Source organism: Rhizobium sp. BK418, from assembly GCF_004341105.1.
GTDB lineage: Bacteria > Pseudomonadota > Alphaproteobacteria > Rhizobiales > Rhizobiaceae > Rhizobium.
Genome location: NZ_SLZK01000005.1, coordinates 398,324 through 410,491, shown reverse-complemented (window position 1 = coordinate 410,491; position 12,168 = coordinate 398,324). Strand labels below are relative to the sequence as shown.

Sequence of the window (12,168 nt, the reverse complement as noted above, 5' to 3'; positions counted from 1 at the left end):
TTGAGGAATTATTAACTATGTTGGGTGCAACCATTCGTTAACGGCAATGACCCAGCTCTCTCGGGTTTTGCATGAAGCGTCGCCGTTACCGGACTTGTCCGGATGACCCCTTTCACTTCGATCGCGGAAAACGGAACATGACAAGCATCCTTACCAACAACGCTGCTATGGCAGCGCTGCAGACCCTGCGCGGCGTAAACGACAGCCTCAAGGACACTCAGGGCCGCGTTTCCTCCGGCTATCGCATCGACAAGGCTGCTGATAACGCTGCCTATTGGTCGATCGCAACGACCATGCGTTCGGACAACAAGGCTCTCTCGGCTGTTTCTGACGCTCTCGGCCTCGGTGCTGCCAAGGTCGACACTGCCTATACCGCCATGGACAACGCCATCGACGTCGTCACGGAAATCAAGGCAAAGATCGTCGCGGCCACGGAAAAGGGTGTCGACAAGACCAAAGTTCAGGAAGAAATCGATCAGCTGCAAGAGCAGCTCGTGAGCATTGCCCAGTCGGCATCTTTCTCCGGCGAAAACTGGGTTGCTGGCGCTTCGGGCACGAAGAGCGTCGTCTCCTCCTTCGTTCGCGACGGTTCGAATGCAGTTTCCGTCAAGATGACGGACTATGTGCTGAATGACGGCACGCTTGGCAATGTCCTGTTTGGGATGAACAGCAATGGCACGATCCAGACGACGAGCGGCATCATCGGCACTGCGTTCAACGGGACCTATGGCGGCACGGTTATTGTCATGCCATCGATCTACGCGCTCGATATCACCAGCTTCACGCAAGGCCAGCTCGATGGAGCGCTCTCAGGCGTAGAACTCGTGCTCCAGGCCATGACGAATGCAGGCTCGCAGCTCGGCTCGATTTCGACCAGAATTCAGTTGCAGGAAACCTTCGTCAGCGCACTGGGTGATTCTATCGACTCCGGTATCGGCCGCCTTGTCGACGCAGATATGGAAGAAGAATCCTCCAAGCTTTCCGCGCTGCAGACGCAACAGCAGCTTGCGATCCAGTCTCTCTCGATCGCGAATTCCTCTGCCCAAAATATTCTCTCGCTCTTCCGCAGCTAAAGGCAGGCGGGAGAACTCCAACAAAAAACCCCGCCATTGGCGGGGTTATTTTTCAGGATCTGACGATCTTAAAACTTATCGTCTTCATCCTCGTCTTTGGAGGTCGAGCGCAGCGAGCTCAGCTTCCGGAAGACGGCATCGGCATCGATTTCCTTTTCTTCCTCACGCTCGTAACTCGGCGTCAGGCGCTCGGTTTCCTGAGCGGACTGCAGCGTCGCGCCGAGTTCGGCAGCGGTCGGGAGCGGTCGGCCCTTGGAAGCCTTTTCCACTTCCAGGTCGAGATCGATCTGGCTGCAGAGGCCGAGCGTGACTGGGTCCATCGGTGCGAGGTTTGCGGAATTCCAGTGGGTGCGCTCGCGGATCTGCTCGATCGTCGATTTGGTGGTGCCGACGAGACGCGAGATCTGGGCATCCTTCAGTTCCGGATGGTTGCGAACCAGCCAGAGAATGGCGTTCGGGCGGTCCTGGCGCTTGGAAACCGGTGTATAGCGCGGGCCGCGGCGCTTGGATTCCGGCACGCGGACCTTCGGCTCCGAAAGCTTCAGCTTGTAGTTCGGGTTGCCCTCGGCACGAGCGATTTCGTCGCGGGAAAGCTGGCCGGTTGCGATCGGGTCCAGGCCCTTGATGCCTTGCGCGGCTTCACCATCGGCAATCGCCTTGACTTCGAGCGGATGCAGTTTGCAGAACTGAGCGATCTGGTCGAAAGACAGGGCTGTATTGTCGACGAGCCAGATGGCAGTCGCCTTCGGCATGAGCAGTTGTTGAGCCATGGATATAGTCCTTCTGTCGTCCGCGCCGGTGTCGCGGTCCGTGGATTGTCACCACAATGTCCGGGAAATATGGCGCTATATAATCGCACTGTCGCAGAATTGCAATTCTTCAGAAATGAAATGACCTTTGTCTAATTGCCGTCATCAGACTACCTGATATGAATTGCGCAATTCGAGTCCCGGCCGCTGCGTCGAAACCGTCGGCCGTTGCATAGCCTTGTGAGGAGGAGTTCCATGTCGGAGAAGATCTATCCGGTTTCCAAACCGGTGAAGACCCGTGCGCTGATCGATCAGGCGAAGTACGAGCAATGGTACGAGGAAAGCATTGAAAACCCCGACAAGTTCTGGGGCAAACACGGCAAGCGGATCGACTGGTTCAAGCCTTATACCAAGGTCAAGAATACATCCTTCACCGGAAAAGTCTCGATCAAGTGGTTCGAAGACGGCCAGACCAATGTTTCCTACAATTGCATCGACCGTCACCTGAAGACGAACGGCAACCAGACCGCCATCATCTTCGAAGGTGACAATCCCTATATCGACAAGAAGATCACCTATAACGAGCTCTACGAGCATGTCTGCCGCATGGCGAACGTCTTGAAGAAGCATGGTGTCAAGAAGGGTGATCGGGTCACCATCTACATGCCGATGATTCCGGAAGCGGCCTATGCGATGCTTGCTTGCGCGCGTATCGGTGCGGTGCATTCGGTCGTCTTCGGCGGCTTCTCGCCGGAAGCGCTGGCCGGCCGTATCGTTGACTGTGAATCCACGTTCGTCATCACCTGCGACGAAGGTATCCGGGGCGGAAAGCCGGTGCCGCTGAAAGACAATACGGATACGGCCATCCATATTGCCGCCCGTCAGCATGTGACGGTCAACAAGGTTCTTGTCGTGCGCCGCACCGGCGGCAAGACGGGTTGGGCGCCAGGCCGTGACCTCTGGTACCATCAGGAAATCGCCACGGTGAAGGCTGAATGCCCGCCGGTGAAGATGAAGGCCGAAGATCCGCTCTTCATTCTTTACACCTCGGGCTCGACGGGCAAGCCGAAGGGTGTCCTGCATACGACGGGCGGTTACCTCGTCTATGTGGCGATGACGCATGAATATGTCTTCGATTATCACCCCGGTGATATTTACTGGTGCACTGCCGACGTCGGCTGGGTCACCGGCCATTCCTATATCGTCTACGGGCCGCTCGCGAACTGTGCTACGACGTTGATGTTCGAAGGCGTGCCGAACTTCCCGGACCAGGGCCGCTTCTGGGAAATCATCGACAAGCACAAGGTCAATATCTTCTACACGGCACCGACGGCCATCCGCTCGCTCATGGGCGCCGGCGACCATTTCGTGACGCGCTCTTCCCGCGAAAGCCTGCGCCTGCTCGGCACCGTCGGCGAGCCGATCAATCCGGAAGCTTGGGAATGGTATTACAACGTTGTCGGAGATAAGCGCTGCCCTGTCATCGATACCTGGTGGCAGACGGAAACCGGCGGTCATATGATCACGCCGTTGCCGGGTGCCACCGATCTCAAGCCCGGTTCGGCCACGAAGCCCTTCTTCGGCGTCAAGCCGCAACTCGTCGACAATGAGGGTAAGGTGCTGGAAGGTGCCGCCGACGGTAATCTTTGCATCACCGATAGCTGGCCGGGCCAAATGCGCACGGTCTATGGCGACCACGAGCGCTTCATCCAAACCTATTTCTCCACTTACAAGGGCAAGTATTTCACGGGTGATGGCTGCCGTCGCGACGAGGACGGCTATTACTGGATCACGGGCCGCGTCGACGACGTTCTGAATGTATCCGGCCATCGCCTCGGTACGGCGGAAGTGGAATCCGCTCTCGTTTCGCACAATCTCGTCTCGGAAGCCGCCGTTGTGGGTTACCCGCATCCGATCAAGGGTCAGGGCATTTATTGTTACGTTACGCTCATGGCGGGCAATGAGGGGACGGATGAACTGCGTCAGCAACTCGTCAAGCATGTGCGTGCCGAAATTGGGCCGATCGCCGCACCCGACAAGATCCAGTTCGCCCCGGGCCTTCCGAAGACCCGTTCCGGCAAGATCATGCGCCGTATCCTGCGCAAGATTGCCGAGGATGATTTTGGTTCGCTCGGCGACACCTCGACGTTGGCAGATCCGGCCGTCGTGGACGATTTGATCGCCAATCGGCAGAACAAGGCTACGGCCTGAGTTTCGTGGCCGCTCTACTACCCAGGGCGGCCCTATTCTTCCGCACAGGGAATCCGTGGCTTGCGGCCACCATCGTAGGCGCGGACTAGGCCTCCTGTAAGAAGGTCCTGTGCGGGATTTCGTCCGTCTGCGAATGTGACGTTGGCGAGGATACGCCCGAAATATTTGTCGCCGCTGATTTCGGTCAGTTTGATATCCACGATGCCCGATGTCATCTGCTCCAGTGCGGAGCGCGCATCCAGGCCAGCTTTTCTGATCGCCGGGCAGCTCGAATGCATCTCCGGCGCATCGATGCCGCGGATGCGGACATAGACCTCCATCGTCTGCTGTGGCCAGGGTGTCGCGGCGACCAGCAGCGTATCTCCGTCGATGATCCGGATAATCCTGGCCGAAACCGGCCCGTCGATCTCGTCCCGCGCGGCAAGGGCCGGTACGGCTGAGAGGCACAAAAGGAAAATCGGGAATTTGAACATAAAAGGAATAAATTCCCATTATGCTCCCAAGTCAATAGGAATATTTGCTTAGAAATCGATCGCACGGCCATTGATTTCATAGTCGCCGAACCGGGAAGGTTCCGCCCCGCCCCGTCCGCCAATCTCCGGCGGCAGTTCCACAGGCTTGGCATTTTTACGGCGTTCTTCGGCTTCGGCCAGCGCACGCCTTGCGGCAGGGGAAAGCATCTTGCGTGGCGGCTCGGAACCCTCGGGCACCGGAACTTCTGCGTTGTCATTATCGGCCGTCTGCATACTGCTCTCCCGCCTGAAAATATTGAAAATGGCTGGCGAATAACCAAATGATAATGCGCCGGCGCCAGGATTTAAAGCATCGTGCCGCAATCAAGGAAATGGAGATCTCTCATGAACCTCATGCGTACTGCCATGTTGCTTGCCTTCATGACGGCGCTTTTCATGTTTGTCGGTTTTTTGATCGGCGGCCGAGGTGGAATGATAATCGCCTTTCTCATCGCCGCCGGCATGAATTTCTTCTCCTACTGGAATGCTGACCGAATGGTGCTGTCAGCCTATCGTGCCCAGGAGGTCGATGAGCGCAATGCCCCGGAATTTTACCGGATCGTGCGCGATCTCGCTCGTAACGCCGGTCTGCCAATGCCGAAGGTCTATCTCTACGACAACCCTCAGCCGAATGCTTTTGCAACTGGCCGCAACCCCGAAAATGCCGCGGTTGCCGCGTCGACCGGCTTGCTTGCTGCCCTTTCGCCGGAAGAGGTCGCAGGCGTGATGGCGCATGAGCTGGCCCACGTCCAGAACCGCGACACGCTGACGATGACAATCACCGCCACGCTTGCCGGTGCGATCTCCATGCTAGGCAATTTCGCGTTCTTCTTCGGCGGGAATCGCGAGAATAACAACAATCCCCTTGGTTTCGTCGGCGTGCTTGTCGCAATGATCGTCGCGCCACTTGCCGCCATGCTGGTGCAGATGGCGATCAGCCGTACGCGCGAATATTCGGCCGACAGGCGTGGAGCCGAGATCTGCGGCAATCCCTTGTGGCTGGCTTCAGCGCTTGGCAAGATTGCCCGCGGCGCGGCGCATGTGCCGAACTACGATGCGGAGCGTAATCCGGCTACAGCGCATATGTTCATCATCAACCCGCTCTCCGGCGAGCGTATGGACAACTTGTTTTCGACCCATCCGGACACCGAAAACCGTATCGCGGCCCTGCAAGAAATGGCGCGCGGAGGCTTCGACCTCTCGACGCCGCCGGTTCGCGCTGCTAATCCGACCCGCAAATCGCGCTCGGTCCCGAATACCGGTTCGGGCCGCGGTGACTCGCAACCGCCAAAGGGTCCGTGGTCTTGAATTCAGACGGCAGGAAGAAGCCAGCTCGCAAACCTAAACCTTCCGCAGAACGCTCAGCACCGGCACCGGTAAAACCCGGCCTGCTGGCGCGTGCCGCTGCCGCAAAGATCCTTGCCGCTGTCGTCGACAAGAAACTGCCGCTCGATGGCGCGCTCGATCATGAGCATGGAAATCCGGCTTACAAAGCGCTTGGGGAAAGCGACCGCGCGCTGGTGCGTGCGATCCTGAATACGACGCTCCGGCATCTGCCACGCATCGATGCGGCCATTGCCTCGCTTCTTGAAACGCCGCTGCCTGAAGGTGCTCGCGCGCTTCACCATCTGCTTGCCGTCGGCGCAGCGCAAATTCTCTACCTCGATGTTCCCGATCACTCGGCTGTCGACCTCGCTGTCGAGCAGGCCAATCAGGATCCGCGTAATCGGCGTTTTGCCAAGCTCGTCAACGCTGTTCTGCGTCGTGTCGGCCGTGAGAAAGAGCGCATCCTTGCAGATGTCGCAAACATTCCGCCCATGCCTGCCTGGTTCATCGAGCGACTCGCAAAAGCTTATGGAAAAGAGCCGGCGCTCGCTGTTTCCGAATCCCAGCTTGAGCCGGCGGCCATCGATATCACGGTGAAATCCGACGCAGAAGGTTGGGCTGGCCGTCTCAATGGCATCGTGCTTCCGACCGGCGGCGTGCGGCTTTCCGCTTTTGAAGGCAGCATTCCTTCGCTTGCCGGTTTCGAAGAAGGTGAATGGTGGGTCCAGGATACGGCTGCAAGCATCCCCGCAAAGCTCTTCGGTGATCTCACCGGCAAACGTGTAGCCGATTTGTGCGCCGCGCCAGGCGGCAAGACTGCGCAGCTCATCCTTGCCGGCGGTAAGGTGACAGCAATTGACCAATCTGAAAACCGGTTGAAGCGTCTGCGCTCAAATCTCGAGCGGCTTGGTCTGAAGGCTGAGACGATTGCGGTGGATCTTACGAAATTCGAATCGTCCGAGCGCTTCGACGCGATTCTTCTCGACGCGCCTTGCTCGTCGACGGGTACGACCCGCAGGCATCCCGACGTGCTCTGGACAAAGGGCGCCGAGGATATCGCCAAGCTCGCAGCACTGCAGGAACGTCTTCTGCGCCATGCCATTACGCTGCTGAACTCCGGCGGCTTGCTCGTCTTCTCCAACTGCTCGCTTGATCCGCAGGAAGGCGAGATGGTCGTGGCGCGCGTTCTCGAAGATGTGAGGAGCATTGAACGTGTGCCGATCGATGCAGGAAAATGGCCCGGTATGAGTCAGGCGATTACACCGCTGGGCGAGTTCCGCACGCTTCCTACAATGCTGGATATGCCTGATGGCTTTGCGTCGGGCCTCGATGGCTTCTACGCAGCCGTGCTTAGGCGTATTTGAGCACTATTATATTCTAATTTCATCACAAAATAATACATCGTGGCTAATGAAATCGGTTCTGATTCATTTATTCTTAACCACGAGGGTCAATAGACATTTGATATGCAGTCCGGTCGGCGTCTTGCGAGCATGTATGTTCGGGAAGCTTGGCGGCGCGGTACGCGCCGTGCCGCACTTCTGCGTTTGCGTTTCTCCCGCCATGCTGTCCCAGTGCCGGAGCGCCTGATCGTCGCGCCGACGGATCTGAGAGGCATCGATTCACATGTTGCAGAGGAAATCATAGACGGCCGTTTTCCGCTTGCCGGACGTATGCTGGAAACCGGCGGAAAATCCCCTTTCACGTTGACCCTTCCGTCACGCGCTTTCGCGATCAGGCTCCATAGCTTCGGCTGGCTGCGGCATATGCGGGCCAACAAGAGCGAACGCGGTTCGGCCGTCGCTCGTATGATCGTCGATAGTTGGCTCTCGATCCACGGAGGCCGTATTGAAGGTATCGCCTGGGAGACTGATGTCGTCTCGCAGCGTGTCATTGCCTGGTTGTCGCATTCTCCGGTCGTCCTGCAAAATGCCGATCGCGGTTTCTATCGACGTTTCATGAAATCGCTGGCTTTTCATATCCGCTACCTGCGCCGCATGGCGCCCTATTCGGCCGGCGAGGTCCGCTTTCGTCTCCGCATAGCACTCGCTACGGCCTCTGTCGCGATGCCGGTGCGTGCGTCGATAGTGCGGCGGGCAGCCCAGGCGCTCGATCGCGAATTCGATAGCCAGATTCTGCCTGATGGCGGCCATATCTCTCGTAACCCGCGTGTTGGGCTGGAGTTGCTGCTCGACCTGCTGCCGCTCCGGCAGACCTACGTCAATCTTGGCCATGATCTGCCGCAGAAGCTGATTTCGGGTATTGACCGCATGTATCCTGCGCTGCGCTTCTTCCGTCATCAGGACGGTGATCTCGCACTCTTCAACGGGGCCACTTCGACACTGGCGGATGAGTTGATGTCCGTGCTGCGTTATGACGAGACGGCGGGTCAGCCCTTCAAGGCGCTGCCGCATTCGCGCTACCAGCGGCTCGCGGCCGGCAAGACGGTGATCATCGCTGATACCGGACCGCCCTCGCCCCACTGTTTTAGAACGGCGCATGCCGGCAGTCTCTCCTTTGAAATGTCCTCCGGTCGCTACCGCTTCATCGTCAATTCAGGATCACCGAAATTCGCTGGCCAGCGATATGTGCAGATGGCGCGCACCACGGCCGCCCATTCCACCGTCGTTTTGAACGATACGTCCTCCAGCCGGTTTTCTCCCTCGGCTTTTCTGGCCCATATGATGACGGAGCCCGTAGAAACGGTCATCGCCGAGCGTTTGGAGACAGAGGATGGCCGTGAAGGCATCAAAGCGAGCCATGACGGCTATCTCGATGCCTTCGGCGTTATCCATGAGCGGGAGCTGACACTGAACGCCGCCGGCTCCATCGTCACCGGTATGGACCGTTTCGTTACCGATGACCGATATCACAGCGAGGGTCCGCTGCGGGCGGTTGCCCGCTTCCACATTCATCCGGCGATCGTGCCGCGGCAGAACGATACGGAATCGGTATTACTGACGGCGCCGGATGGCGAAAGCTGGCTGTTTTCCTCTCCGGGCAATGAAGTGCTGATCTCGGAAGATATTTTCTTTGCCGATAGCGCCGGCATCAGCAGCTCGGACCAGATCGAGATCGACTTCGATCTTGCGCAGAAACCCGAAATTCGCTGGTTTTTATCACGCAAGGGCTAGCGGCTGTTTGCGACGGCTCCAAGCTGTGCTAACGCGGCCCCGTCAAACGTCCCTCGCCCGGATGTCTCCCGAAGCCCGAACGGAGAAGGTTCATGGCCGTCATTTCCAAGAAAATCCCCGCCCCAGACAAGGTCGAGATCAAGACCGCGCTACTCTCTGTTTTCGACAAGAGCGGCATCATCGAACTTGCCCGCGCGCTTTCGGCGCGTGGCGTGCGTCTGCTGTCGACCGGCGGTACGTACAAGGCAATCGCGGCCGAAGGTCTTGCGGTGACCGACGTTTCCGAAGTGACACAGTTTCCGGAAATCATGGATGGCCGTGTAAAGACGCTGCATCCCAAGGTGCATGGCGGCCTCTTGGCGATCCGCGACGATGCCGAACACCAGGAAGCCATGAAGGCGCATGGCATTGACGGTATCGACCTGCTTGTCGTCAACCTCTATCCCTTCGAGGATGTGCGCGCTGCCGGTGGCGATTACCCGACGACGGTCGAGAATATTGATATTGGCGGTCCGGCGATGATTCGTGCTTCTGCCAAAAACCACGCTTATGTCACCGTTATCACCGATCCGGCCGATTATGCCGAGCTGACGGAGCAGCTTTCGGCCGATGCCGGTAAGACGGCCTATTCATTCCGTCAGCGTATGGCGGCCAAGGCCTATGCGCGTACGGCCGCTTACGACGCCGCGATCTCCAACTGGTTTGCTGAAGCGCTGTCCATCGATACGCCGCGCCACCGCACCATAGGCGGCGTGCTGAAGGAAGAGATGCGCTACGGCGAGAACCCGCACCAGAAGGCTGCTTTCTACGTGACCGGCGAAAGGCGCCCGGGCGTTTCGACGGCGGTTCTGCTGCAGGGCAAGCAGCTCTCCTATAACAATATCAACGACACCGATGCGGCTTATGAGCTGGTTGCCGAGTTCCTGCCGGAGAAGTCGCCGGCCTGCGCCATCATCAAACATGCCAATCCCTGCGGCGTTGCGACCGGACCGACGCTTCTCGAAGCCTATAAGCGGGCGCTTGCTTGCGACTCAGTCTCTGCTTTCGGTGGCATTATTGCCCTGAACCAGACTCTCGATGCCGAAACAGCCGAAGAGATCATTAAGCTCTTCACCGAGGTGATCATCGCTCCTGACGTCACCGACGAGGCAAAGGCGATCGTTGCGCGGAAGCCGAATCTGCGCCTGCTATCTGCAGGTGGCCTTCCGGATGCGCGTGCGGCGGGCATCACTGCCAAGACGGTTTCCGGCGGCCTGCTCGTCCAGAGCCGAGACAATGGGATGGTTGAAGACCTCGAGCTCGAGATCGTTACCAACCGTGCACCGACGGCACAGGAGCTGGAAGACATGAAGTTCGCCTTCAAGGTCGGCAAGCATGTGAAGTCGAATGCCGTCGTCTACGCCAAGAATGGACAGACAGCGGGCATCGGTGCCGGTCAGATGAGCCGCGTCGATTCCGCCCGTATTGCGGCGCTGAAGGCCGAAGAAGCCGCCAAGGCGCTCGGCCTTGCCGTTCCGATGACGCATGGTTCGGCGGTCGCCTCGGAGGCTTTCCTGCCCTTTGCCGACGGTCTGCTGTCGATGATCGCTGCCGGCGCCACCGCCGTCATTCAGCCCGGCGGCTCGATGCGTGACCAAGAGGTGATCGAGGCAGCAAACGAACACAATGTCGCGATGGTCTTTACCGGTATGCGCCACTTCCGCCACTGAGCGGAACGACCGGTTTGTCCCCGGGGTCTTGGGGCCGGGGACGTTACGTCCGGTCCGCCGGATAGGGTGTCCGGATCAACAACACCAGGCCTCCGGCCAGAAACAGGATCAGGGTCGACATGCCGAGATGCGCCGATCCCGTCAAATAAGTCATAATCGAAAACAGCAGCGTCGCCATGAAGCTTGTGGCCCGGCCGGAGAGCGCGTAGATGCCAAAATAGCGCCCGGCTTCCTCAAGGCTGACGCTGCGCGCCAGATAGGAGCGTGATGAGGCCTGGACCGGGCCAAAGGCTAGGCCGATCAATAAGCCGTAGAGGATATAGGCCTTTTCCGCTGCCGTGCCGAAAAGGCCGCCGCTGTCGGCATTCGAAAGTGGCATCAGGCCGAAGAAGGTGTAGCCAGGCCCGGTGGAAATGACACCGATCGTGGCCAGCAGCAGCATGCTGAGGCTGATGACGACGGTCATCTTCGAGCCGATGCCTTTGTCGATGCGGCCGGCAATCAGGCAGCCGAATATCGCCACGATGTTGAGGATGATGCCGTAAATGCCAATCTCGATCGTAGCCCAGCCGAACATGCCTGCCGCAAAAGCGCCGCCAAGGATCAGCAGGCCGTTGACACCATCCTGATAGATCATTCGGGCGATGAGAAACCTCAGGATGCTGTGACGCGTCTGCAGTTCGCCAAGCGTGTTGCGCAATTCCTGGAGACCGAAGCGTACGGCAAAGCTGAAAGGCAGGCCTTTGCGGGCATCCGGTGTGAAGAAGAACATCGGCAGGATAAAGATCAGATACCACACAGCCGAGATCGGACCGGTTATGCGCGCGTCCTCGCCCGTATGGGGATCGAGGCCGAAGAGTGGATCGAGCCCCAAAATGGTCTTGCCGTTTTCCGGGCTGCCGGCCAGCAGTGCGACGACCGCGATCAGCACGATCATACCGCCGAGATAACCGAGACCCCAAGCGGTGTTGGAAAGTTTGCCGACCTCGTCTTTGCTGACGAGGCGCGGCATCATGGAATCATTAAAAACGATCGAAAACTCCGCCGAAATCGAGGCGAGGATCATGAAGATGACCGGGTAGATGACCGGCGAGCCGGGAGCCGCGAACCATAGGCAGAAGAGGCTGACAATCTTGATGACGGCGAAAAAAGCGATCCAGGGTTTGCGCGCGCCGGATTGGTCGGCAATGGAGCCCAGTATGGGAGATAGGATGGCGATGATCACAGAGGAGATCGTCGCCATATTGCTCCACGTCGTCTGGGCAGCGATGGGATCATCCGTCAGCCGCGAGACGAAGTAGGGACCGAAAATAAACGTCGTTACCACAGTGAAGAAGGGCTGGGCTGCCCAATCGAAGAGCATCCAGCCCCATATGCCCTTCTCCGTGGCCTTCGGCGGCTGCGTACCTGTCCAGTCAATGCGATTCAAGCGTCCGCTCCTTTTTGGAGCGGAC

At 58.5% G+C, this 12,168-nt stretch carries 10 protein-coding genes; 6 read left to right on the top strand and 4 right to left on the bottom strand.

The window, feature by feature from the left end; translation table 11 throughout:
- The first annotated feature begins 137 nt into the window (after window positions 1–137).
- Window positions 138–1,073 carry a flagellin gene (locus EV281_RS21795; protein ID WP_132656132.1) on the top strand — a complete coding sequence of 312 codons (936 nt, stop codon included), beginning with the start codon at window positions 138–140 and terminating at the stop codon, window positions 1,071–1,073.
- 68 nt (window positions 1,074–1,141) lie between these two features.
- Here EV281_RS21795 and EV281_RS21790 read toward each other — a convergent pair whose 3' ends face one another.
- Window positions 1,142–1,843: a DUF1013 domain-containing protein gene (locus tag EV281_RS21790; RefSeq protein ID WP_132656130.1), complete on the bottom strand. Its 702-nt coding sequence runs from the start codon at window positions 1,841–1,843 to the stop codon at window positions 1,142–1,144.
- 234 nt (window positions 1,844–2,077) lie between these two features.
- On the opposite strand from EV281_RS21790, the gene acs reads away from it, so the two are divergent.
- Window positions 2,078–4,033 carry an acetate--CoA ligase gene (gene acs, locus EV281_RS21785; protein ID WP_132656128.1) on the top strand — a complete coding sequence of 652 codons (1,956 nt, stop codon included), beginning with the start codon at window positions 2,078–2,080 and terminating at the stop codon, window positions 4,031–4,033.
- Between the two features lie 32 nt (window positions 4,034–4,065).
- On the opposite strand, the gene EV281_RS21780 is transcribed toward acs, so the two are convergent.
- Window positions 4,066–4,506, bottom strand: a complete 441-nt coding sequence (locus EV281_RS21780) for a thermonuclease family protein (protein WP_132656126.1) — start codon at window positions 4,504–4,506, stop codon at window positions 4,066–4,068.
- 48 nt (window positions 4,507–4,554) lie between these two features.
- A complete protein-coding gene (locus tag EV281_RS21775) occupies window positions 4,555–4,779 on the bottom strand; it encodes a DUF1674 domain-containing protein (protein ID WP_132656124.1) in 225 nt (74 codons plus the stop codon).
- 111 nt (window positions 4,780–4,890) lie between these two features.
- Between EV281_RS21775 and htpX the strand changes: the two genes are divergently transcribed.
- The 4 genes from htpX (at window position 4,891) to purH (ending at window position 10,714) form a co-directional block, all read left to right on the top strand.
- Window positions 4,891–5,853, top strand: coding sequence for a zinc metalloprotease HtpX (gene htpX, locus EV281_RS21770; RefSeq protein WP_132656122.1), 963 nt, complete (start codon window positions 4,891–4,893; stop codon window positions 5,851–5,853).
- Window positions 5,844–7,235 carry an RsmB/NOP family class I SAM-dependent RNA methyltransferase gene (locus EV281_RS21765; protein ID WP_132656120.1) on the top strand — a complete coding sequence of 464 codons (1,392 nt, stop codon included), beginning with the start codon at window positions 5,844–5,846 and terminating at the stop codon, window positions 7,233–7,235. Before htpX ends, EV281_RS21765 begins: the two co-directional genes overlap by 10 nt.
- A 102-nt stretch (window positions 7,236–7,337) precedes the next feature.
- Entirely contained in the window at window positions 7,338–9,005 is a 1,668-nt protein-coding gene (locus EV281_RS21760; RefSeq protein ID WP_132656118.1) for a heparinase II/III family protein, read from the top strand.
- A 92-nt stretch (window positions 9,006–9,097) separates the two neighbouring features.
- Window positions 9,098–10,714, top strand: coding sequence for a bifunctional phosphoribosylaminoimidazolecarboxamide formyltransferase/IMP cyclohydrolase (purH, locus tag EV281_RS21755; RefSeq protein ID WP_132656116.1), 1,617 nt, complete (start codon window positions 9,098–9,100; stop codon window positions 10,712–10,714).
- A 43-nt stretch (window positions 10,715–10,757) separates the two neighbouring features.
- Here purH and EV281_RS21750 read toward each other — a convergent pair whose 3' ends face one another.
- Window positions 10,758–12,143, bottom strand: coding sequence for an MFS transporter (locus tag EV281_RS21750; protein WP_245508329.1), 1,386 nt, complete (start codon window positions 12,141–12,143; stop codon window positions 10,758–10,760).
- Between the last annotated feature and the right edge of the window lie 25 nt (window positions 12,144–12,168).